The sequence below is a fragment of the Microbacterium sp. SA156 genome (assembly GCF_049065455.1).
Taxonomy (GTDB): Bacteria; Actinomycetota; Actinomycetes; order Actinomycetales; family Microbacteriaceae; genus Microbacterium; species Microbacterium barkeri.
The window spans coordinates 132,139-152,649 of record NZ_JBAKGU010000005.1 but is presented as its reverse complement, the minus strand read 5'-3'; the positions used below and the strand labels follow the sequence as shown (position 1 = coordinate 152,649).

Sequence of the window (20,511 nt, the reverse complement as noted above, 5' to 3'; positions counted from 1 at the left end):
CGGAGTCGCGGAAAGCGCCGGTTAGGCAACCCTTCCTTTTCATGAATCATTCAGAAGAGACTTTTACGCGGGGTAGAATGGCTGTCGTGCTGTTCTGCCTGTCTGCGAGTCACAAGACCGCGCCGTTCGATCTCCTCGAGCGCCTGAGCACGCACACGACCGCCGTCGCCCCGCTCATCGCGGGCCACAGCGAGGATGTCAAGGGCACCGTCGTGCTCTCGACCTGCAACCGCTTCGAGGCGTACATCGACCTCGACGTGTCGTCCGGCGCCGCGCGCGAGGCCGGCCTCGCCGCCGCGCATGAGGCCATCCGCACGGCCACGGGCGTCACGCCCGAAGACCTCGAGGGCGCCTGCGAGGTGACCGCGGGCACGAAGGTCGCCGAGCACCTCTTCTCCGTCGCCTCAGGACTCGAATCGGTCATCGTCGGCGAGGGCGAGATCGGCGGCCAGGTGCGCCGCGCCCTCGACGAAGCGCGCGAGCACGGCACCACCTCGAGCGAGCTCGAGCGCCTCTTCCAGCGTGCGACCGAGACACAGAAGGGCGTCAAGAACGGCACGGCGCTCGGCCGAGCAGGTCGCTCGCTCGTGCGGCTGGCGCTCGACCTCGCGGGCAGCCGCATCGCCGACTGGACCACCCAGCGCACGCTGCTCGTCGGAACCGGCTCCTACGCCGCCGCGACGCTCGCCGCCCTGCGCGACCACGGCGTGACCGACATCACGGTCCACTCGCCCTCCGGCCGGGGCGCGCGCTTCGCCGCGAAGCACGGCCTGCTCAGCGTCGCGAGCGACGAGTTCGCCGCGGTGGCCGCGTCGTCCGACCTCGTCATCACCTGCACGTCGCGCGAGGAGCCGGTCATCGACGCGGCCCTCCTGCAGGGCGCCGGGTTCGACGGCGCCGCGATGATCATCGACCTCGGCATGCCGCGCAACGTCGCCCCCGACGTCGCGACCGTGCCGGGCGTCACGCTGCTCGACCTCGAGACCATCCGCCTCCACGCGCCGCTCGAGGAGCTCCAGGCGACCGAGGCCGCGCGCGCGATCGTGCAGGACGCCGCGGCGCGCTTCCACCTCGCGAGCCGCCAGCAGAGCGCGCAGCCCGCGATCGTCGCGCTGCGCCAGCACGTGTTCGAGCTCACCCAGGCCGAGGTCGACCGTGCCCGACGTCGCGGCGACGGCGAGCAGGTCGAGCAGGCGCTGCGCCACCTCGTGGGCGTCCTGCTGCACACGCCGACCGCGCGTGCAGGTCAGCTCGCGGCCGAGGGACGCTCCGACGAGGTCTTCGACGCGCTCGAGACCCTGTTCGGCATCGACGCGCGCCCCGCTGCGGCCGCGGCCGAGGCGCCGGTCTGCCCGTTCACGGGCGACGCGCAGGCCTCCTGACTCGACTCCGGGACTTCCTGACGCCTCCCCCGGGACACACCGCAGGAGATCCGCGGGCCGCGCTGTCGGCCATCCGCGCGATCCCGCGCACGCGCTGCAGCCATCCGCCCGATTCTCCTGCGCTCTGTCCCGCCCCGCGCTTCGGTCTCCGTGCTGAGCGCCCCGGCCTGAGACCATAGGGAGCATGGCTCTCACGATCACGGGCGACGACGCCGCAGACACGCTCCTCAGCGAGAACCCCCTCGCGCTCCTCATCGGCATGCTCCTCGACCAGCAAGTCGCGATGGAGACGGCGTTCGCGGGGCCCGAGAAGATCCGCGAGCGGATCGGCGCGGTCGACGCCGCGACCATCGCGTCGCATGACCCCGAGGCCCTCGTCGAGGCGTTCCGCCAGACGCCGGCCGTGCACCGCTACCCCGGCTCGATGGCCGAGCGCGTGCAACAGCTGTGCCGCGCGATCGTCGAGGACTGGGACGGCGACGCCGCGCAGCTCTGGACCCGCGGTGACCCCTCGGGCGGCGAGGTCCTGAAGCGGCTGAAGGCCCTGCCCGGATTCGGCGACCAGAAGGCGCGCATCTTCCTCGCGCTCCTCGGCAAGCAGTGCGGCTTCGACGGCTCCGGATGGCGCGAGGCCGCGGGCGCGTACGGAGAGGAGGGCTCGTTCCGCTCCGTCGCCGACATCACGAGCCCCGAGTCGCTCGCCAAGGTGCGCGAGCACAAGCGGGCGATGAAGGCTGCCGCGAAGGCGAAGGCCTGATGCAGCCGACCGGCGGCGACGTCGAGGAGCTCCTCGCGGCGGTCATCCCCGCGCGCCGCCGCGACGATGCCCACACGCTCGTCGACCTCATGCGCGACGTGTCCGGCCGCGAGCCCGTGCGCTGGGGCACGATCATCGGATTCGGATCATGCCGCTACCGCTACCCCTCGGGGACGGAGGGTGAGACCGCGCTGCTCGCGTTCGCGCCGCGGCGGGCCGCGACGACCGTCTACCTGCTCGACGGCGTCGCGGCCCACACGGAGGCGCTCGCCCAGCTCGGACCGCACACGACCGGCGCGGGCTGCCTCTATCTGAAGAGCCTGGCCGACGTCGATCTCGATATCCTCCGGGGCATTCTCGAGCGCTCACTCGCCTGGGCCGAGGCGGGCGGGAGCGAGGGGATGGCCCTGGAGGTCACGAGCTGAGGACCGCGTCACGCGACGCGACCTCGGCGGAGAGGCGGTTCGCCGGGCGCGGCAGGCCGTAGTGCTCGCGCAGGGTGCGCCCCGTGTACTCCGTGCGGAACAGCCCCCGCTCCTGCAGGATCGGCACGACCTTCTCCGCGAACGCCTCGAGCCCGGACGGCAGCACGGCGGGCATGATGTTGAACCCGTCCGCCGCGCCGGTCTCGAACCACTCCTGGATCGTGTCGGCGACCTGAACGGCGGTGCCGGTGAAGGTCCGGTGCCCGCGACCCCCGCCCAGTCGCCCGATCAGCTCGCGGACGGTCAGGCTCTCGCGCCGGGCGAGCTGGACGATGAGCGTATAGCGGCTCTTCGCCCCCTCGATCTCGTCCTCGTCAGGGAGGTCGTCGGGCAGCGGGCGGTCGAACGCGAGCGACTCGGGGTCGACGCGGAGAGTCCTCGCGAGCTGCTCGCGCGCATACTCCGGCCGGATGAGCCGATCGAGCTCGGCCTCCAGCTCACGGGCCTCCTCCTCCGTGTCGCCGAGGATCGGGACGATGCCCGGGAGGATCTTCACGTGGTCGGGGTCGCGGCCGTTCTCGACGGCCCGCCGCTTGACGTCGTCGGCGAAGGCCCGCGCCTCCTCGATCGTGGGCTGGGCGGTGAAGACCGCCTCGGCCCAGCGCCCCGCGAACGCCTTGCCGTCCTCGCTCGAGCCGGCCTGGACGAGCACGGGGTACGCCTGGGGGCTCCGCGGCGCGTTGAGCGGGCCGTCCACGCGGAAGTGCGGACCGCGATGGTCGATCGCACGGACCCGGTCGGCGAGCGTGTGGACGCCCGCCGCCTTGTCGGCCACGACCGCGTCGTCCTCCCACGAGTCCCAGAGCTTCGTCGCGACCTCGAGGAACTCCGAGGCGCGCGCGTACCGGTCGCGATGCAGCGGCTGGTCCTCCAGGCCGAAGTTCCGAGCGGCCGCCTCCCCCGCGGTGGTGACGATGTTCCATCCCGCCCGGCCATCCGAGATCCAGTCGACCGACGAGAGGCGCCGGGCGAGATTGAACGGCTCGTTGTACGACGTCGACGCCGTCGCGATGAGCCCGATGCGCGAGGTCGTCACGGCGAGGGCCGCGAGCAGGACGGTCGGCTCGATGCGTCCCTGCGGCCGGCGCCCGACATCCCCGAAGAGCACGGGCGAGTCCGCGAGGAACAGCGAGTCGAAGCGCGCGTCCTCCGCGATCCTGGCGAGCCGCTGGTGATAGGCGAGGTCGAGCAGCGCGTGCGGATCCGCATCGGGCAGCCGCCAGGACGCCTCGTGGTGCCCCGTGTCGTGCAGGAACAGGTTCAGGTGCAGCTGTCGCGTGGTCATCTTTCCTCCTTGTCGGCCGCGGTGGCGGCACCGGGTTGCGGGGAGACCCCCAGAGACGCGAGCAGCTGCTCGCGGTAGCGCGCGAACGCGGGATCGTGCGGACTCCGGTCGCGCGGGAGCTCGATCGGGATGTCGAGGGCGAAGCGGCCCTTCTCGATGACGAGGACGCGGTCGGCGAGCAGGACGGCCTCGTCGACGTCGTGCGTGACGAGGAGCACCGCGGGATGGTGGACATCGAGGAGGTTCCGCAGGAGGGCGTGCATCCGGATGCGCGTGAGCGCGTCGAGCGCGCCGAACGGCTCGTCTGCGAGGAGCAGCTGCGGCTCGCTCACGAGCGACCGCGCGAGCGCCGCGCGCTGCTGCTCGCCGCCGGACAGCTCGTGCGGCCAGGCGCGCTCGCGCCCCGCGAGCCCGACCTCGGCGAGGACGCCGCGTCCGCGTTCGGCGGCGCCCGCCCCGCTCTGCCCGAGGGTCACGTTCTCGAGCACGCGGAGCCACGGCAGCAGCCGGGAGTCCTGGAACACGAGCGAGACGCGCTCGGGGACGAGGACGTCCCCACCTCCATCCACCCCGTCGTCGAGGCCCGCCACGGCGCGCAGGAGGGTGCTCTTCCCCGACCCGCTGCGCCCGATGAGGGCGACGAACTCGCCCCGCCCGATGCGCAGGTCGATGCCGTCGAGGACGGTCCGGCCGTCGAACCTCCGCGTCAGGCTCGAGATCTCGACCGCCGCGGTCAGCTGCCCAGGGTGCGTCGCCACGAGAGCGCCCTCCTCTCGAGCAGGCGGACGAGCGCATCCGAGGCGAAGCCGAATGCGCCGTACACGACAAGGCCGACGAGGATGATGTCGGACTGCGCGTACAGCTGCGCCTGAGACATCATGTAGCCGATTCCCGACGTGGCGTTGATGGTCTCGACGACGATGAGCGCCGTCCACGAGCCGACGACCGCGAGCCGGAATCCGACGAAGAACCCGGGGAGGGCCCCCGGCAGGAGGACCGAGCGCACGTACTGGCGTCGGCTCAGGCCGAGGGATTCCGCGAGCTCGATGTAGCGCCGGTCGATGCCGGTCAGCCCGCTGTAGGTGTTGATGTAGACCGGCACGAGGACCCCGAGCGCGACGACGACGACCTTGAACTCCTCGCCGATGCCGAGCCACAGGATGAGGAGCGGGATCAGCGCGAGGTTCGGGACCGCCCGCTTCACCTGCAGCGTCCCGTCGATGAGGGAGTCGCCGAGCCTGCTCAGACCCGCGAGCACGGCGAGCACCACGCCCGTGACCGTCCCCACCGCGAGGCCGAGCAGCGCGCGCCCCAGCGAGGTGGCGATGCTCTCCCCCAGACGGCCGTCGGCGATGAGCTCGCCGGCCGTGCGGAGCACGGCATCCGGCCCGGTCAGCAGACGCGGATCGAGGAGGCCCGCCCACGCGGCGGCCTGCCAGACGATCAGCACGAGCAGGGGCCCCAGCAGGCGCGCGCCGGGGAGGCCGGGGCGGCGACCGAGTCGACGGCGACGGCCCTGGCGGACGAGCCCGGGCGCCGCGCCGATGGGCGCGGGGGCGATCGCGATGCGCCCCACGGGGCGGGCGATGGTGGTCATCGTGCGCCTCCTCGGTACTCGGCGGCCACGGCCGCGGCCGCGTCGCCCTCGAACCGGCGGTCGAACAGCACCTCGGCGTCGAAGGTCTCGACGAAACCGCCCTCCGCGAGGAGATCGATCGACGACTGCGCCCAGTCGACGGCGACATCCCAGTCCTCGGGGAACAGCGGGCGGTTGGCCGTCTCCCAGATGCGGTCGGCGTCCGCGGCCGTCACGCCCTCGGTGTCGACGTAGTAGAACTGCTTCCACGCGTCGGCGTTCTCCCAGGCCCAGACCTGACCCTGCGCCCAGACGCGGATGTAGTCGCGCACCGCGCGCACGTTCTCCTCGTCGGCGAGCAGCTCGGTCGGCACCCAGAGGACGCTGAGCAGGTCCGGTTCCTCCGACGGGATGGCGATGGCGCCATCCGCCCCGTACTGATCGATGTACTTCGTGACGGCCGGCTCGCTGAGCGGCGCGACGTCGACCTGCCCCGACTGCAGCGCGGTGAGGAACTGCGTGCTCGGGAGGGGGACGAGCTCGACCTCGTCGTTCGCGATCCCCGCTGTCCGGAGAGTGCGGAGCACCGTGTCGCCCTGCGACTGCCGCTGCGAGAACGCGATCTTCTTGCCGCGGAAGTCGTCGAAGCCGTCGATGGAGGAGCCGGCGGCCGTTGCGTAGACGTACGACGGCTCGGGACGCTCGAGCACCGCGACGATCGTCGCGTCGAACCCGATCGCGTGCGCCTGGATCGGCGGGATGATGGCGTTCTGCGCGATGTCTGCGGCGCCCGCCCGGAACGCCTGGATGACGTCAGGCCCGGCAGAGACGTTGACCCACTCGCCGACCGTGAACGCGGGGCCCTCGAGGTCGGCGCCCGCCGCCTCGAGCTGGAGCTGCGTCGTGCGGCCGGCGACGCGGAGCGTCGTGTCCGCTTCGGGCGCGCCGGACGGCAGGGCGGTCGTGTCGCGCTCGGCGCCGGCCGTCGCCCCCTGGCTGGCCGTCGCGCAGCCCGTCAGGGCCACGAGCGCCGCCGCGGTCATCATCACGACCGCCCGTCGGCTGATCGTCGATGTGCGGAGTGTCCCGTTCATTGCTGTCCTTCCCGTGCCTGTCGTCGAGTGCGTTGGGAGAGATCCTGGAAGCCGCGTCAGCCGCCGTCCAATGCCGTGAAGTCGGGAGACGCCTCATGAAGTCGCGTGTCTGCGCATTGCGGCATGTGACGCGCTGCCGAAGGGCCCGTCGACGGCGGGCGAGCGCTCACCGGCCCGCGCTGAATCCCACTCACCGGGAGAACGGCCCGGCTCCGCGGCGGGGCTCTGACAGCATGTCCCGGTGCATCGTCGCGCACGGGGGCGCGGCGAGACGACCCGAGGAGACGACGACGTCATGACCGAGACCGCCGCGCCATCCGCGCGCACCCGCAGCCGCACCTGGATCGGCATCCTCTGCTTCCTCATCGTGGTGTTCGAGGGGTACGACATCGTCGCCCTGGGCGCCACGATCCCGGTGCTGACCGATCCCGCCATCGGGGGCTTCTCGGTCGGCGAGATGAACCTCGTGAACACGGTCTCGCTCGTCGGAGTCGGGCTCGGCGCGGCGATGATGGGGCGCATCGCAGACCGCTTCGGCCGCCGCACGCCGCTTCTCATCGCGGTCGCCGTCTTCTCCGTCTTCACGATCGCGTTCCCGCTCATGCCCGACGCGCTGTGGATGGGCGCGAGCCGGCTCATCGCGGGTCTCGGGCTCGGCGGCTGCATGCCCGTGGCCCTCGCGATGATGCAGGAGGTCGCTCCGACGGGGCGACGCGCGCTCGCGAACAACATCCCCATGATCGGCTACCACCTCGGGGCGGTGCTCGCCTCACTCGCGGGGCGGTTCGCCGGTGCGGAGTGGTCGCTCCTCTACTACCTCGGCGGCGGGCTCGGCGTCGTCCTCTTCGCCGTGCTCTGGCTGCGGCTGCCCGAGACGGCCCCCGCCGAGCTGCGCGCGCAGGCCGAGCGCACCTCGATCGCCGACGTCCTGAAGCCGCGCTACGTGCGCTCCTCGATCGGACTCTGGGTCGCGACGTTCATGGGCCTCGTGCTCGTGTACGGCCTGAACGCCTGGCTGCCGAAGATCATGGGGGCGGCCGGCTACCCGGTCGCCGACTCGCTCATCATGCTGTTCGTGCTGAACCTCGGGGCCATCGCCGGGCTCGTCATCAGCGCCTTCGCGGCCGACGCCCGCGGCATCAAGGGCGTCGGCATGATCTGGTTCGGCGCCGCAGCGGTGCTCCTCGTCGTGCTGTCGATCCCGTTCGACTCGCAGCTCGTGCTCACGACGGCGATCTTCGTCACGGGGGTCTTCGTCTTCAGCGCCCAGACCCTCATGTACGCATTCGCGGGGCACGTCTATCCGCGCGCCCTCGTCGCGACCGGCATCGGGCTCACCTCGGGCATCGGCCGTTTCGGCGCGATCGTGGGCCCCTGGGCGACCGGGCTCATGGTCGCGGCCGGAACCGCCTACCCCGGGGCGTTCTACCTCTACGCGGGCGCCGCGGTGCTGGCCGTGCTCGCCGTGCTGCAGATCCCCCGGCCCGGCGCCCGCGCCTGAAGGCGGACACGCAGAAGCGCCCCGTCCGGCTCCGCGTGACCCGCTCGGCCGGACGGGGCGCTTCTGCGTCGATCAGGCGCCGCGGAGGCGCTCGGCGAGGTAGGCGTGCAGGCCCTCGAGCGGGATGCGCTCCTGGCCCATCGTGTCGCGGTCGCGGACCGTGACCGCGCGGTCCTCAAGCGAGTCGAAGTCGACGGTGACGCAGAACGGCGTGCCGATCTCGTCCTGACGGCGGTAGCGGCGGCCGATCGCACCGGCGTCGTCGAAGTCGACGTTCCACGAGACCCGCAGCTGATCGGCGACCTCGCGGGCGAGCGGCGAGAGGCGCTCATTGCGCGAGAGCGGGAGGACGGCGACCTTGACCGGGGCGAGGCGCGGGTCGAGGCGCAGCACGGTGCGGGTGTCTGTGCCGCCCTTCGCGTTCGGCACCTCCTCCTCGCGGTACGCGTCGACGAGGAACGCCATCATCGAGCGGGTGAGGCCGAACGACGGCTCGATGACGTACGGCACGTACTTCTCACCCGAGGCCTGGTCGAAGAACGAGAGGTTCGAGCCGGAGTGCTCGATGTGGTTCGACAGGTCGAAGTCGGTTCGGTTGGCGATGCCCATGAGCTCGCCCCAGCCCTTGCCCGCGAAGCCGAACTCGTACTCGACGTCGATCGTGCGGTCGGAGTAGTGCGCGCGCTCGCCGTCCGGGACGTCGAACTTGCGCATGTGCGCCGGGTCGATGCCGAGGTCGACGAACCAGTTCCAGCATGCGTCGACCCAGTGCTCGAACCACTCGCCGGCCTCGGCCGGGGGCACGAAGAACTCGATCTCCATCTGCTCGAACTCGCGGGTGCGGAAGATGAAGTTGCCGGGCGTGATCTCGTTGCGGAACGCCTTGCCGACCTGGCCGACGCCGAACGGGGGCTTCTTGCGCGCGGCCGTCACGACGTTCGCGAAGTTCACGAAGATGCCCTGGGCCGTCTCGGGGCGCAGGTAGTGCAGGCCCGACTCGTCGTCGACGACGCCCACGTAGGTCTTCATGAGGCCCGAGAACGAGCGCGGCTCGGTCCACTGGCCGCGCGTGCCGCAGTCGGGGCACACGATGTCGGCCATCCCGTTCTCGGGGGCACGGCCCTTCTTGGCCTCGTACGCCTCGATGAGGTGGTCCTCGCGGTGGCGCTTGTGGCACTGCAGGCACTCGACGAGCGGGTCGGTGAAGGTCGCGACGTGACCGGACGCCTGCCAGACCTTCGTCGGCAGGATGATCGACGAGTCGAGGCCCACCATGTCGCCGCGGCCGCGCACGAACGTCTGCCACCACTGACGGCGGATGTTCTCCTTGAGCTCGGTGCCGAGGGGGCCGTAGTCCCACGCGGACCTCGAACCGCCGTAGATCTCGCCCGCTTGGAACACGAACCCGCGATGACGGGCGAGGGCGATGACTTTGTCGAGGCGGGACTGCTCGGCCACGGTGGCTCCAATGGTCGGAAAGGGGGCGAGGGCGCCGTGAGCGGTTCCGCGACGGGATCCGGGCACCCCCTCAATCCTAGTCCGCGGGTCCGGCGGGGTCGGCCTCCGCCGGGCCCGCGCCGGGCGCCGCGCCGCCGGCATCCGCGCGGGCGAGCGCGTCTGAGATCGCAGCAGACGTGTGCGCGAGCTGGTTCAGGGCGACGAGGACGCGCGTCTGGGCCGCCGCGCCCTGCAGCAGCGCTCGCGCGACGGCATCCCGGGTGCCGTCCGTGCGGATGGACGCGATGTCCTCACGGGCGAACTCGGCGAGCATCCGCGCGTACCGGGCGAGGGTCTCCCGCCCGAACGTGACGCCGACCGCCTCCGCATCGCGCAGGGCCGCGGAGAGCGCGTCGCGCGCGACGCTCGTCGCGTCGGGCCATCCGACATCGGCGAGCAGCCTCGGCACGCGCGCGTCCTGCCCGGCGTCGCCCGCGCGCAGCCCCGTCGCGATGAGCTGGCACTCCTCCATGATGTCCAGGAGCGGGACGCCGGGGTCGTCGATGCGCACGACGAGCGCCCGGATCCGCGCGATCGGCAGGTCGAACTCCTCCCGCAGGGTGCGCACGAGCGCGATCCGCTCGATGTGCCCCTCGCCGTAGACGGCGGTGGTCTGGTTGCGGAGCTCGCCGGGCGGCAGGATCCCTTCCCGGATCCAGAACTTGAGCGTCGCGGTCGATGTGCGGGTGCGCGCGGCCAGTTCGCTGAGCTTCATGCCCCTCCTCGGATAGCGCGGCGGCGCGGCGCTATCCAGGATGCGCCGCGTTGGATAGTGACTCTATCTTGTGAGCATGGACCCGCACGCGCTCCTCATCCCGATCCATGCGATCGCGGCATCGCTCGTCATCCTCCTCGCGCCGGTCAACATCCTCCGTCGTCGCAAGGACCGCGCCCACAAGGCCCTCGGCCGCACGTGGGTCATCGCCATGTACCTCGTCTGCGTCTCGGGGATGTTCATCTACACGATCGGCGGCTTCACCGTCTTCCACGCGCTCGCGATCTTCACGTTCGCCACCACGACCCTCGGCGTGATCGCCATCCGCCGCGGCAATGTGCGCTCGCACATCGGCAACATGGTGGGCTCCTGGCTGGGTGCACTCACCGCCGGGGCGTTCGCGGCATTCGTCCCCGGCCGCTTCATCCCCACGCTCGCCGTGTCGGACCCCGTGGTGCTCTGGTCGGCCGTCGCCGCGATCGTCATCGCCGCGACGGCGTGGGTCGCGTTCGTGCTCGCGCGCTTCGGCGCCCCGGCCCGCCGTCGCGTGCCGCGGGCAGCGCTCATCCGCTGACGGCGGGAGGCGTCACCGGGCCGCCTGCGCCGCTGCCGCGGCACGCGCGAGCCACGCGGGCGTCGCGCCGGGCCGCTGCGGCGGCACGAGCCGCCCCGCCTCGCAGTCCTCGACGAGCTGACGCGCCCGGCGCTCGCGCGTGGTCTCCTGCTTCGCCGACATGATCCAGTGGCGGACGGCCTTGCGGTAGCCCGGCGTCGCCTCGGCGAGGAAGGCGACCGCGCCCGGCGAGGCGTCGACGATCGCCTGGAGCGGGGCCGTGAGCTCGGCCTCGGGATTCTCGTGCGAGTACGTCCCGGTGCGCGCCTCGGTGCGGCGCTCGAACGCCGCGATCCCGGCGGGGTGCATCCGCCCCTCCGCGAGCAGCCGCTCGACGTGCGCGATGTTGACGCGCGACCAGGTGCTCCCGCGCTTGCGCGGGGTCCAGCGCTGCCGCCTCGAGTCGTCGTCGATCCTCTGCGAGACCGAGTCGATCCATCCGAAGCACAGCGCCTCGATCACGGCATCGCCCCACGTGAGCCCGCGGTCGGGCACATGCGCAAGCCGCAGGCCCATCCACAGCTCGGTCGCGGTGTCGTGGTTCCGCTCGAGCCACGCGCGGAACTCCGCGGCGTCGCGGAAGAACACGGCGGGCCGCTCGGGGGTCCCTCCCGGAGTGCCGGGCTCGGGGGAAGTGCTCACGCGAACAGGATGGCACGCGGCGCCGACACCGACGCGACGGTGCGGATGGCGGGTGCCGATGGAGGGCGGATGGCGGGCGCCGATGTCCGGGACGGATGGCACGATGGGGGCATGGCAGCGGCTGCGGCGTCCTCTCCCCCGATCGGCATCGTGTTCCGTCCCCAGTCCCCGCCCGAGGAGCTCGTCGCCGTCGCGCGTGCCGCCGACGCCGCGGGGGTCGCGGAGCTGTGGCTCTGGGAGGACTGCTTCCTCGAAGGCGGCCTCGCGACCGCGACGGCGGCGCTCGTCGCGACCGAGCGGCTGAAGGTCGGCATCGGCCTGCTTCCCGTGCCGCTGCGGAACCCCGCGCTCGCGGCGATGGAGGTCGCCACGATCGAGCGACTCGCGCCGGGCCGGTTCATCGCCGGCTTCGGCCACGGCGTGCTCCCGTGGATGGGCCAGGTCGGCGCGAGGGTCGCGTCGCCCCTGACGCTGCTGCGCGAGTACGTCGGCGCCGTGCGCTCGCTCCTCGACGGGGAGACCGTCGACGTGGCCGGGCGGTACGTGAAGCTCGACGGCGTCTCGCTCGGATGGCCGCCCGCCACCGCGCCCGAGATCACGATCGGAGGGAGCGGGCCGAAGACCCTGCGCCTCGCCGGAGAGATCGGCGACTCGGTCCTGCTCGACGCCTCGATCGACGTCGAGGGCCTGCGTCGCGCACGGGCGATCATCGACGAGGGACGCGAGGCCTCGGGGCGCGGAGGCCGCGCCCGCGTGCGCGTCTACACGGAGATCGACCCTCGCGCCGATGCGCTCGAGAACCGCATCGCCGACCGCATCGCCGAGCTCGTCGACGCCGGGGCCGACGCCGTCGCGTTCCAGGGAACGGATGAGGCGCCCGACCCGAGGCCCCTGCTCGACGCGCTCCCGGGCTGAGCCGCGCAGGTCAGCCCCAGGGACTTCCGCCCTCGCCCGTCGTGAGCGGGCGGAGGTCGCGCGGCGGCGGCCACGGCAGCTCGATGAGCTCATAGGGCACGTCGATCGCGCCGAAGTCGTCGGTCTTCACGACGATGCGTCCGGGAGCGGCGACACCGCCCTCGAGCCGATCGGGAGAGAACTCGACCAGGCGGACGCGCACGTCGCGGCCATCCGGCCGGCGCAGCATCCACACATCCGCCATCCACGACAGGCCCTGGTGCTCGAGCGCCTCCTCCGCCTCGAGCCAGTCGACCGAGCTCGTGACATCGGCGCCGAAGAGCGACACGGCGACCCAGCCGTCGCCATCCGGACGCACCCAGCCCACGAGCTCGCCGTCCGAGGCGCGGCGGTGCGGGATCCAGTCGGGCGTGATCATGTCCTCACCCTAGGCGGAGCCCGTGTCCGGAGCGGAGCCTAGGGTGGAGAAGGTGCGCGACGACGACAGACCCCGAAGCAGGCTCGCCCACCCGCCGCGCTGGCTCACGGTCGCCGTGCTCGCGTTCGCGGGCCTGTGCTCCGCGTTCATGTTCACGCTCGTCGTGCCGCTCCAGGCCGAGCTGCCGACGCTCCTCGACGCGTCGCGCGAGGACACGTCGTGGGTCATCACGATCACCCTGCTCGTTGCCGCCGTCGCGACGCCCATCTCGGGGCGTCTCGGCGACATGTACGGAAAGCGGCGGGTGATCGTCGTCCTGCTCGCGCTGCTCATCGTGGGCTCCCTCGTCGCTGCCCTCTCGAGCTCGATCGTCGGGGTGATCATCGGCCGCGCCCTGCAGGGAGCGGTGACCGGCGTCGTGCCGCTCGGCATCGCGATCATGCGCGATGTTCTGCCTCCCGACCGCCTCGGCACATCCGTTGCGCTCATGAGCGCGACGATGGGGGTCGGCGGTGCCGTCGGCATGCCGGTCGCGGCGTATCTCGCGCTCAACGCCGACTGGCACTCCCTGTTCTGGCTCGCAGCCGCTCTCGGCGTCGTCGGGCTCGCGCTCGTCCTGCTCTACGTGCCGGAGGACATCCTGCGGGCGCCGGGCCGCCTCGACGTGGTGGGCGCGATCGGCCTCGCCCTCGGGCTCACCGGTCTGCTGCTGTTCGTCTCCCGTGGCGCGGAATGGGGATGGACGTCGCCCGCCGCGCTCACCAGTGTCATCGGCGGGCTCGTGGTGCTCGGCGTGTGGGGCGCGTACCAGCTGCGCACGCGCGACCCGCTCCTCGACCTGCGCGTCGCCGCCCGTCCGGCCGTGCTGTTCACGAACATCGCCGCGATCGGGATGGGCTTCGCGCTGTTCTCGTCGAACGTGACGTTCCCGCAGATGCTCGAGCTGCCGACGGAGACCGGGTCCGGTTTCGGGATGGACATGGTGGGCGCCGCGCTCATCGTCATGCCTGCGGGCCTCGTGATGATGGTGATCTCGCCGCTGTCCGGATGGCTCGAGCGCACGATCGGGCCGCGGCCGCTGTTCACGGGCGGTGCGGCGTTCATCGTCCTGGCCTACGTGTTCGTGCTGCTGTGGTCGAGCGAGATCTGGCACATCTTCGTGGCGAACCTCCTCATCGGCGTCGGGATCGGGTTCACGTTCGCCGCCATGCCGATGATCATCATGCGCGCCGTGCCCGCCGACGAGACCGGGGCGTCGAACGGCCTCAACGCGCTCTTCCGCTCGGTGGGGACGTCGAGCGCATCCGCCGTCATGGGCGGCGTGCTCGCCGCCATGAGCGTCGAGGTCGGGGGCGCGACCATCCCCACGCGCGAGGCGTTCGACGTCTGCTACTGGCTCGCGATCATCGCGGCCGCGGTCGCGGTGGCGCTGTCGCTCTTCATCCCGCGCCACCCGACCTCAGCCCATCCGTCGCTGCCGAGCTGACGGCCGTCCGGCTCACTCCCAGGGCATCGCCGCGGGGAGCTCGACGGAGAAGCGCTTGGCCAGCCACGCGGCCGCGAGCGGCACCCAGTGCGCGGCATCGTCGTCGATCATCGGCTCGGCAGACGCGGTGGCGCGCGTCGCGAGCGAGAGGCCGTGCTGGCCCGCCTCGAAGGCGTGGAGCTCGAAGGGCACGCCGTGCGCGGCGCATGCCGACGCGAACCGGAGGGAGTGCTCGACGGGCACGAGCGCGTCGGCGACCGTGTGCCACAGGAAGGTCGGCGGGGTCTGTGCGCTCACGTGCAGCGCGGGGCTCGCCGCGTCGAGCAGCTCAGGCGCCGGGTCGATCTCGCCGAAGTACGCGACGGCGGCCATCTCGCGGACGGCGCGCTCCGCGGGCGGCATGGCATCCAGACGGGCGTGCTGGAAGCGGTAGTCGCTGAGCGCGTAGCCCATGATCAGGGCGGCGGGCCGCAGCTCGTCCGGGGTCGCGCCGACCGCCTCGGTGACGAGGGCGTCATGCCACCGCGTGCCGTACATACCGGCGTTGTGGCCCCCGGCGGAGAACCCCGCGACCGCGATGCGGTCGGCGTCGACGAGCCACTCCGCCGCCCGCGACCGGATGTGCTTCATCGCGAGGGCGACGTCGATGAGCGGGTTCGGGAAGACGCTGTGCGCGCGGGGCTCCATCGCGCGAGCATCGACGTTCCAGTCGAGCGGCCCGCCCGCTCCGTACACCGAGTAGCGCAGCACGAACGCGTGATACCCGAGCGCAGCGAACGCGAGGGCGACCGGCTCGGCCTCGCGATCGGAGCAGCCCATGTACGCTCCCCCGGGCAGGATCAGCACGGCGGGACGGGCGCGCCCGTCGAGCAGCTCCGGGGAGTCGTCGAGGACGTACGTCGTGAGGGTCACGTCGTCGCGTCCGTCGTGGAGGGCGATGCGCTCGTGCTTCATGGTGCTCCTTCGCAGTCATGCCGCGGGTGCGGCGTCTCCAGCATCGCGTTCCCGCGCGATCGGCGCCATTCGCCTCTCCCACATGCGCATGAGGCGACGGCTCACACGAGACGCAGATCGGCCTCGATCACCTGCGTCGCCGCGATCAGCCGCGGGAGGTGCTCGTCCCGGAGGCGCTCGATCGGAACGCGCGCGGCGCTCGCGGACACGTTCACCGCGGCGACGACCCGGCCATCCCGGCCGCGCACGGGAGCCGCGACCGATCGCACGCCCGACTCGAGCTCGCCATCCGTGATCGCGAATCCCGCGGCCGCGACCTCGTCGAGCCGGCGCGCGAGGGCCGATCGGTCGGTGATCGTGCGCTCGGTGAGGGACTCGAGAGCGGATGCCGCGAGCAGGGCATCGCGCTCATCCTGCGGCAGGTGCGCGAGCAGCACACGGCCCATGCTCGTGGCGTAGGCCGGGAAGCGGGTGCCGATCGTGATCGCGACGCTCATGATCCGACGCGTCGGAACGCGCGCGACGTAGACGATGTCGCCGCCGTCGAGGACGGCCGCCGAGACGCTCTCGTCGACCTCGCGCGAGAGCCGCTCGAGGTGGGGCTGGACGATCTCGGGCAGGGACAGGGCCGAGAGGTAGCTGAAGCCGAGCTCGAGGACGCGCGGGGTGAGCGCGAACTCCCGCCCCGTGCTGCGGACGTACCCGAGGGTCTCGAGGGTGAGCAGGAACCTCCGGGCGGCTGCGCGGGTCATCTCCGTCCGGGCGGCGACCTCGCTCAGGGTGAGGCTCGGGTGCTCCGCGTCGAACGAGCGGATGACCGCGAGGCCGCGCGCGAAGGACTGGACGAAGTCGCCGCGGCCCTCTTCGACGTCGTTCGTGCTCATCCCCGCGACCCTATCGCCCTCCGGACCACCCCGTGTCTCACGCGGTGCGGCCATCCGGGCCCGAAACCCGCGTGGAACGAGACATGGGGGTGGTGGCGGGGCTTGCGTGCGGTGCCGGGGACCCCCGTGTCTCACGCGGTGCGGCCATCCGGGCTCCATTCCCACGCCTACCGAGACATGCACGCACCCCGGTCCCGCGCCGGTCGGCTGCGGCTCAGCGCTCGAGGACGACGGCCAGCCCCTGCCCGACGCCGATGCAGAGAGCGGCGACCGCCACTCCTCCGCCCCGGCGCTTGAGCTCATGCGCGGCGTGCCCGATGATGCGTCCGCCCGAGGCGCCGAGCGGGTGCCCGATCGCGATCGCGCCGCCGTGGATGTTCACGCGCTCGGGGTCGATCTCCCACTGACGGATGCACGCGAGGCTCTGCGAGGCGAACGCCTCGTTGAGCTCGACGAGGTCGACGTCGGCCCACGTCTTCCCCGCTCGGCGGAGGGCGATGTTCGCCGCCTCGACCGGCGCGACGCCGAAGAGATGCGGCTCGTTTCCGAAGACGCCTCGGCCGGCGATGCGCGCGAGCGGCTCGGCGTCGATGGCCCCCTCGGCGCCGAGGAGCACGGCCGACGCCCCGTCGTTGATCGACGAGGAGTTGCCCGCGGTGACCGTGCCGCCCTGCTTGAACAGCGCCTTGAGGCCGCCGAGCTTCTCGACGGTCGAGCCGTCGCGGATGCCCTCGTCGCGGCCGAGCTCATGCCCGTCGACCTGCACGATCTCCGCGTCGTAGCGGCCCTCGGCCCACGCGCGGGCCGCGAGCTCGTGGCTGCGCACGGAGAAGGCATCCTGGTCGTCACGCGAGATGCCGTAGGTCTCGGCCAGCAGCTCAGCGCTCTCGCCGTTCGAGATCGTCCATTCCCGCGGCAGAGCGGGGTTGACCATCCGCCATCCGATCGACGTGTTCCACATCGTCTGGTTTCCGACCGCCGGGAACGGCTTGGCCGACTTCTCCACGACGAACGGCGCGCGGCTCATCGACTCGACCCCGCCCGCGAGCACGATCCGGTCGTCGCCGGCCTCGATCGCGCGCGAGCCCTGGATGACCGCCTCGACCGACGAGCCGCAGAGGCGGTTCACCGTCGCGCCGGGCACCGTCACGGGGAACCCCGCGAGCAGCGCGCCGAAGCGCGCGACGTTGCGGTTGTCCTCGCCGGCCTGATTCGCGTCGCCGAACACGACGTCGTCGATCCGTGCGGGGTCGAGACCCGTGCGGTCCACGGTCGCCCTCATGACGACGGCGGCGAGGTCGTCGGGCCGCACCCCCGACAGCGCTCCGCCCGCGCGCCCGAACGGGGTGCGGACGGCGTCGTAGACGAAGCTCGCGGTCATGCCGCCACCTCCTGCAGAGAGAGCCCGGTGAGGGACTCGAGGCCCTCGATCGTGTTGTCGCCGAAGAGCTCCCGCACGCGGAAGCCCTCGTCGGTCACATCGAACACCGCGTGATCGGTGTAGACCCGCGTGACGCAGCCGACGCCGGTGAGGGGATACGTGCAGGTGGCCACGAGCTTCGACTCGCCCTGCTTCGTGAGCAGGTCGGTCATGACGAACACCTGCTTCGCGCCGATCGCGAGGTCCATCGCGCCGCCCACGGCGGGGATGGCCCCGGGCGCGCCGGTCGACCAGTTCGCGAGGTCGCCGCGCTCCGACACCTGGAACGCGCCGAGCACGCAGATGTCGAGGTGCCCGCCGCGCATCATCGCGAACGAGTCGGCGTGGTGGAAGTAGGCCGCCCCGGGCAGTGCGGTCACGGGCTGCTTGCCGGCGTTGATGAGGTCGGGGTCGACGCGGTCGGCGGCAGGAGCCTCGCCCATGCCGAGCAGGCCGTTCTCCGTGTGCAGGATGATCTCCTGATCGGATGGCAGGAAGTTCGCCACGAGGGTGGGCGCGCCGATTCCGAGGTTCACGTAGGAGCCCTCGGGGATGTCGGCGGCGATCCGTGCCGCGAGCTCGTCGCGGCTGATGCGGGCGGTCATCGTGCGGCCTCCTCGGCGAGCGGGCGTCCCTCGATGTCGACGCCTCCGACGAAGACGCCGTCGCGCAGCCACGCGCGCTCGCCGACCGCCACGACGCGGTCCACGAAGAGACCCGGGGTCACGACCGTCTCGGGGTCGAGCGCTCCGAGCTCGACGACCTCGTCGACCTGGACGATCGTCGTCGTGGCGGCCGTCGCCATGATCGGCCCGAAGTTGCGCGCGGTCTCGCGGTAGACGAGGTTGCCCCAGCGGTCGGCGCGGTGCGCGCTGATGAGCGCGACGTCGGCCCTGATCGGATACTCCAGGACGTACGTGCGCCCGTCGATGTCGCGGTGCTCCTTGCCCTCCGCCAGCTGCGTGCCCACGCCCGTGGGCGAGAAGAAGGCGCCGATCCCCGCGCCGGCGGCGCGGATCCGCTCGGCGAGATTGCCCTGGGGCACGAGCTCGAGCTCGATCTCGCCCGCGCGGTACAGGCCATCGAAGACCCAGGAGTCGCTCTGACGAGGGAAGGAGCAGACGATCCGGCGCACGCGTCCCGCGGCCAGGAGCGCTGCAAGGCCGGTGTCCCCGTTGCCGGCGTTGTTGTTCACGATCGTCAGGTCGCGGGCTCCGTGCGCGATGAGCGCGTCGATGAGCTCGACGGGCTGTCCGGCGCGCCCGAAGCCGCCGATCATGACGGTCGCGCCGTCCGCGATCCCCGCGACGGCGTCATCGACGCTCGCGACGGTCTTGTCGATCACCGGTTCCTCCTCGATCGGTTCGTCCTGCGAACGTGTGTTCGCTATACGGCCAGTGTAGCGAGCGGATGCCCGCCGCGCGAGCCCCGGGCGCACGCCGCGTCGGACCCGTGGTGCGGATGTCGCCTGCCGGGGACGACACGCGCACACGAGCCCCAGCCATCCGATTGCGCGTACGGGGCCGGGGGCGGGCCCGGCGCCGAGCATCCGTCACTCTTCGACATGCGATGCGGAAGTCGCACCGTGCTCGCGATACCGTCGCGACGGCGGGCACGCCCGCAGAAGGAGCGAGGAGCAGCATGACGACCATCGAGACGACGACCGCCGGCAGCCTGCCGCGCACGAAGGCCCTCATCGAGGCCAACGCCGCGCGCACGTTCGAGGAGGACGGCTTCACGCTCACGTCGACGCCCGAGTACGAGGCGCTCGTCGCGGAGGCCGTGCGCGATGTCGTCGAGCGCCAGCGCGCGGTCGGGATCACGCAGCCGGGAGACGGCGAGTTCGGCAAGGCGATGTCGAGCCCCGTCGACTACGGCGCGTGGTGGGGCTACTCGTTCCAGCGCGTCGACGGCCTCTCGCTCACCGAGGTGAACGCGTTCAACGAGCCGCCCCGCCGCTCCGAGCCGGGCAACATCGTGCTCACGTCGTTCCTCGACCGCCGCGACCGCCAGGCGTTCGCCGAGGTGTACCACGACCCGGAGAACGGCGTCGAGACCGGACGGACGGCCACGGCGTTCCCCACGACGACCGGCCCGATCTCGTACCGCGGGCAGGCCGCGACCGCGGCGGATGTCCGCCACCTCGCCGACGCGCTCGGCGAGGGCGAGACCGGATTCCTCACCGCGATCGCGCCGGGTTCCGCCGCACGCGTGCGCAACGACTTCTACGCGACCGAGCTCGAGCACATCCGCGCGTGGACAGACGCGCTGAAGGAGGAGTACCGGGCGATCACGGACGCCGGTCTCATCCTGCAGCTCGACGATCCGTCGCTCGCGGAGAACTGGGACCAGATCAACCCCGAGCCGAGCGTCGAGGACTACCTCGCGTTCACGCAGATCCGCATCGACGCGATCAACGAGGCCATCGCCGGGCTGCCCAGGGAGCAGGTGCGCCTGCACCTGTGCTGGGGCTCATGGCATGGGCCTCACACGACCGACATCGAGCTCAAGCACATCCTCCGCACCGTGCTCGGCGCGAAGGTCGGCCAGATCTCGTTCGAGGCGGCCAACGTGCGCCACGAGCACGAATGGGCGGTGTGGGAGGAGAACAGGGATCTCATCCCCGACGACCTCGTCCTCGTGCCGGGCGTCGTGGGTCACTCGACGAACCTCGTCGAGCATCCGGACCTCGTCGCGCAGCGCATCGAGCGCTTCGCGCGCATCGTCGGCCCCGACCGCGTGATCGCCGCGACCGACTGCGGCCTGGGCGGCCGCGTCCACGAGCAGATCGCGTGGGCCAAGCTCGAGGCGCTCGGCGAGGGCGCGCGCCGCGCCGCGAAGCGGGTCTGACGGCCCCGCGGCCGTCAGGGCGACGGTCGGGGGCGGA

21 protein-coding genes are annotated in these 20,511 nt (G+C 72.0%); 8 read left to right on the top strand and 13 right to left on the bottom strand.

Going from position 1 to position 20,511, the window contains the following annotated elements:
• The first annotated feature begins 86 nt into the window (after positions 1–86).
• The 3 genes from ACOWU6_RS06715 to ACOWU6_RS06705 all read left to right on the top strand — a co-directional run bounded on the left by ACOWU6_RS06715 (position 87) and on the right by ACOWU6_RS06705 (position 2,564).
• Complete coding sequence (locus ACOWU6_RS06715; protein WP_421075180.1) at positions 87–1,382, top strand: glutamyl-tRNA reductase; 1,296 nt, start codon at positions 87–89, stop codon at positions 1,380–1,382.
• A gap of 184 nt (positions 1,383–1,566) precedes the next feature.
• On the top strand, positions 1,567–2,139 hold the full coding sequence (locus ACOWU6_RS06710; protein ID WP_421075179.1) for an HhH-GPD-type base excision DNA repair protein: 573 nt from the start codon (positions 1,567–1,569) through the stop codon (positions 2,137–2,139).
• On the top strand, positions 2,139–2,564 hold the full coding sequence (locus ACOWU6_RS06705) for a DUF1801 domain-containing protein (RefSeq protein ID WP_421075178.1): 426 nt from the start codon (positions 2,139–2,141) through the stop codon (positions 2,562–2,564). Before ACOWU6_RS06710 ends, ACOWU6_RS06705 begins: the two co-directional genes overlap by 1 nt.
• Here the strand turns inward: ACOWU6_RS06705 and ACOWU6_RS06700 are convergent.
• From ACOWU6_RS06700 to ACOWU6_RS06685, 4 genes are read right to left on the bottom strand one after another with little or no spacing between them, the layout of a single operon-like run.
• Positions 2,554–3,909 carry an LLM class flavin-dependent oxidoreductase gene (locus ACOWU6_RS06700; protein ID WP_421075177.1) on the bottom strand — a complete coding sequence of 452 codons (1,356 nt, stop codon included), beginning with the start codon at positions 3,907–3,909 and terminating at the stop codon, positions 2,554–2,556. The genes ACOWU6_RS06705 and ACOWU6_RS06700 overlap by 11 nt on opposite strands.
• Complete coding sequence (locus tag ACOWU6_RS06695) at positions 3,906–4,667, bottom strand: ABC transporter ATP-binding protein (RefSeq protein ID WP_421075176.1); 762 nt, start codon at positions 4,665–4,667, stop codon at positions 3,906–3,908. Before ACOWU6_RS06695 ends, ACOWU6_RS06700 begins: the two co-directional genes overlap by 4 nt.
• A complete protein-coding gene (locus ACOWU6_RS06690) occupies positions 4,643–5,506 on the bottom strand; it encodes an ABC transporter permease (RefSeq protein WP_421075175.1) in 864 nt (287 codons plus the stop codon). Before ACOWU6_RS06690 ends, ACOWU6_RS06695 begins: the two co-directional genes overlap by 25 nt.
• Positions 5,503–6,579 (bottom strand): ABC transporter substrate-binding protein, encoded by a 1,077-nt coding sequence (locus tag ACOWU6_RS06685; protein WP_421075174.1) that lies wholly within the window; start codon positions 6,577–6,579, stop codon positions 5,503–5,505. Before ACOWU6_RS06685 ends, ACOWU6_RS06690 begins: the two co-directional genes overlap by 4 nt.
• A gap of 295 nt (positions 6,580–6,874) precedes the next feature.
• Here ACOWU6_RS06685 and ACOWU6_RS06680 point away from each other — a divergent pair, with 295 nt between their 5' ends.
• Positions 6,875–8,080 (top strand): MFS transporter, encoded by a 1,206-nt coding sequence (locus ACOWU6_RS06680; protein WP_421075173.1) that lies wholly within the window; start codon positions 6,875–6,877, stop codon positions 8,078–8,080.
• Between the two features lie 72 nt (positions 8,081–8,152).
• Here ACOWU6_RS06680 and ACOWU6_RS06675 read toward each other — a convergent pair whose 3' ends face one another.
• Both ACOWU6_RS06675 and ACOWU6_RS06670 read right to left on the bottom strand, forming a co-directional pair.
• Positions 8,153–9,538 (bottom strand): glycine--tRNA ligase, encoded by a 1,386-nt coding sequence (locus ACOWU6_RS06675; RefSeq protein ID WP_324013740.1) that lies wholly within the window; start codon positions 9,536–9,538, stop codon positions 8,153–8,155.
• Between the two features lie 76 nt (positions 9,539–9,614).
• Positions 9,615–10,292, bottom strand: a complete 678-nt coding sequence (locus ACOWU6_RS06670) for a MerR family transcriptional regulator (protein ID WP_421075172.1) — start codon at positions 10,290–10,292, stop codon at positions 9,615–9,617.
• Positions 10,293–10,368: 76 nt separating this feature from the next.
• Here ACOWU6_RS06670 and ACOWU6_RS06665 point away from each other — a divergent pair, with 76 nt between their 5' ends.
• The gene (locus ACOWU6_RS06665; protein ID WP_421075171.1) at positions 10,369–10,866 is read left to right on the top strand and encodes a DUF2306 domain-containing protein; all 498 of its coding nucleotides are present in this window, start codon (positions 10,369–10,371) and stop codon (positions 10,864–10,866) included.
• A gap of 12 nt (positions 10,867–10,878) precedes the next feature.
• On the opposite strand, the gene ACOWU6_RS06660 is transcribed toward ACOWU6_RS06665, so the two are convergent.
• Complete coding sequence (locus ACOWU6_RS06660) at positions 10,879–11,547, bottom strand: YdeI/OmpD-associated family protein (RefSeq protein ID WP_271172945.1); 669 nt, start codon at positions 11,545–11,547, stop codon at positions 10,879–10,881.
• Between the two features lie 9 nt (positions 11,548–11,556).
• On the opposite strand from ACOWU6_RS06660, the gene ACOWU6_RS06655 reads away from it, so the two are divergent.
• Positions 11,557–12,462, top strand: coding sequence for an LLM class flavin-dependent oxidoreductase (locus ACOWU6_RS06655; protein ID WP_421075170.1), 906 nt, complete (start codon positions 11,557–11,559; stop codon positions 12,460–12,462).
• A 10-nt stretch (positions 12,463–12,472) separates the two neighbouring features.
• Here the strand turns inward: ACOWU6_RS06655 and ACOWU6_RS06650 are convergent, their stop codons facing one another.
• Positions 12,473–12,880: a hypothetical protein gene (locus ACOWU6_RS06650; RefSeq protein WP_421075169.1), complete on the bottom strand. Its 408-nt coding sequence runs from the start codon at positions 12,878–12,880 to the stop codon at positions 12,473–12,475.
• Between the two features lie 52 nt (positions 12,881–12,932).
• On the opposite strand from ACOWU6_RS06650, the gene ACOWU6_RS06645 reads away from it, so the two are divergent.
• The gene (locus ACOWU6_RS06645; protein ID WP_421075168.1) at positions 12,933–14,366 is read left to right on the top strand and encodes an MFS transporter; all 1,434 of its coding nucleotides are present in this window, start codon (positions 12,933–12,935) and stop codon (positions 14,364–14,366) included.
• Between the two features lie 12 nt (positions 14,367–14,378).
• Here the strand turns inward: ACOWU6_RS06645 and ACOWU6_RS06640 are convergent, their stop codons facing one another.
• From ACOWU6_RS06640 to ACOWU6_RS06620, 5 genes are all read right to left on the bottom strand, one after another.
• Complete coding sequence (locus ACOWU6_RS06640) at positions 14,379–15,320, bottom strand: alpha/beta hydrolase (RefSeq protein ID WP_421075167.1); 942 nt, start codon at positions 15,318–15,320, stop codon at positions 14,379–14,381.
• A 101-nt stretch (positions 15,321–15,421) separates the two neighbouring features.
• Positions 15,422–16,204 carry an IclR family transcriptional regulator domain-containing protein gene (locus ACOWU6_RS06635; RefSeq protein WP_421075166.1) on the bottom strand — a complete coding sequence of 261 codons (783 nt, stop codon included), beginning with the start codon at positions 16,202–16,204 and terminating at the stop codon, positions 15,422–15,424.
• Positions 16,205–16,418: 214 nt separating this feature from the next.
• The gene (locus ACOWU6_RS06630) at positions 16,419–17,585 is read right to left on the bottom strand and encodes a thiolase family protein (protein WP_421075165.1); all 1,167 of its coding nucleotides are present in this window, start codon (positions 17,583–17,585) and stop codon (positions 16,419–16,421) included.
• Positions 17,582–18,229 (bottom strand): 3-oxoacid CoA-transferase subunit B, encoded by a 648-nt coding sequence (locus tag ACOWU6_RS06625; RefSeq protein WP_282978787.1) that lies wholly within the window; start codon positions 18,227–18,229, stop codon positions 17,582–17,584. Before ACOWU6_RS06625 ends, ACOWU6_RS06630 begins: the two co-directional genes overlap by 4 nt.
• On the bottom strand, positions 18,226–18,969 hold the full coding sequence (locus tag ACOWU6_RS06620) for a 3-oxoacid CoA-transferase subunit A (RefSeq protein WP_421075164.1): 744 nt from the start codon (positions 18,967–18,969) through the stop codon (positions 18,226–18,228). Before ACOWU6_RS06620 ends, ACOWU6_RS06625 begins: the two co-directional genes overlap by 4 nt.
• Positions 18,970–19,265: 296 nt before the next feature.
• Here ACOWU6_RS06620 and ACOWU6_RS06615 point away from each other — a divergent pair, with 296 nt between their 5' ends.
• Positions 19,266–20,474: a cobalamin-independent methionine synthase II family protein gene (locus tag ACOWU6_RS06615; protein ID WP_421075163.1), complete on the top strand. Its 1,209-nt coding sequence runs from the start codon at positions 19,266–19,268 to the stop codon at positions 20,472–20,474.
• The last annotated feature ends 37 nt before the right edge of the window (positions 20,475–20,511 follow it).

What these genes read in the sequence shown, in the direction of transcription:
- ACOWU6_RS06650 (WP_421075169.1), bottom strand. Translation starts at nt 12,880, where the DNA reads ATGATCACGCCCGACTGGATCCCGCACCGCCGCGCCTCGGACGGCGAG.
- ACOWU6_RS06685 (WP_421075174.1), bottom strand. Translation starts at nt 6,579, where the DNA reads ATGAACGGGACACTCCGCACATCGACGATCAGCCGACGGGCGGTCGTG.
- ACOWU6_RS06705 (WP_421075178.1), top strand. Translation starts at nt 2,139, where the DNA reads ATGCAGCCGACCGGCGGCGACGTCGAGGAGCTCCTCGCGGCGGTCATC.
- ACOWU6_RS06665 (WP_421075171.1), top strand. Translation starts at nt 10,369, where the DNA reads ATGGACCCGCACGCGCTCCTCATCCCGATCCATGCGATCGCGGCATCG.
- ACOWU6_RS06630 (WP_421075165.1), bottom strand. Translation starts at nt 17,585, where the DNA reads ATGACCGCGAGCTTCGTCTACGACGCCGTCCGCACCCCGTTCGGGCGC.
- ACOWU6_RS06635 (WP_421075166.1), bottom strand. Translation starts at nt 16,204, where the DNA reads ATGAGCACGAACGACGTCGAAGAGGGCCGCGGCGACTTCGTCCAGTCC.
- ACOWU6_RS06655 (WP_421075170.1), top strand. Translation starts at nt 11,557, where the DNA reads ATGGCACGCGGCGCCGACACCGACGCGACGGTGCGGATGGCGGGTGCC.
- ACOWU6_RS06615 (WP_421075163.1), top strand. Translation starts at nt 19,266, where the DNA reads ATGACGACCATCGAGACGACGACCGCCGGCAGCCTGCCGCGCACGAAG.
- ACOWU6_RS06640 (WP_421075167.1), bottom strand. Translation starts at nt 15,320, where the DNA reads ATGAAGCACGAGCGCATCGCCCTCCACGACGGACGCGACGACGTGACC.
- ACOWU6_RS06710 (WP_421075179.1), top strand. Translation starts at nt 1,567, where the DNA reads ATGGCTCTCACGATCACGGGCGACGACGCCGCAGACACGCTCCTCAGC.
- ACOWU6_RS06670 (WP_421075172.1), bottom strand. Translation starts at nt 10,292, where the DNA reads ATGAAGCTCAGCGAACTGGCCGCGCGCACCCGCACATCGACCGCGACG.
- ACOWU6_RS06690 (WP_421075175.1), bottom strand. Translation starts at nt 5,506, where the DNA reads ATGACCACCATCGCCCGCCCCGTGGGGCGCATCGCGATCGCCCCCGCG.
- ACOWU6_RS06700 (WP_421075177.1), bottom strand. Translation starts at nt 3,909, where the DNA reads ATGACCACGCGACAGCTGCACCTGAACCTGTTCCTGCACGACACGGGG.
- ACOWU6_RS06680 (WP_421075173.1), top strand. Translation starts at nt 6,875, where the DNA reads ATGACCGAGACCGCCGCGCCATCCGCGCGCACCCGCAGCCGCACCTGG.
- ACOWU6_RS06625 (WP_282978787.1), bottom strand. Translation starts at nt 18,229, where the DNA reads ATGACCGCCCGCATCAGCCGCGACGAGCTCGCGGCACGGATCGCCGCC.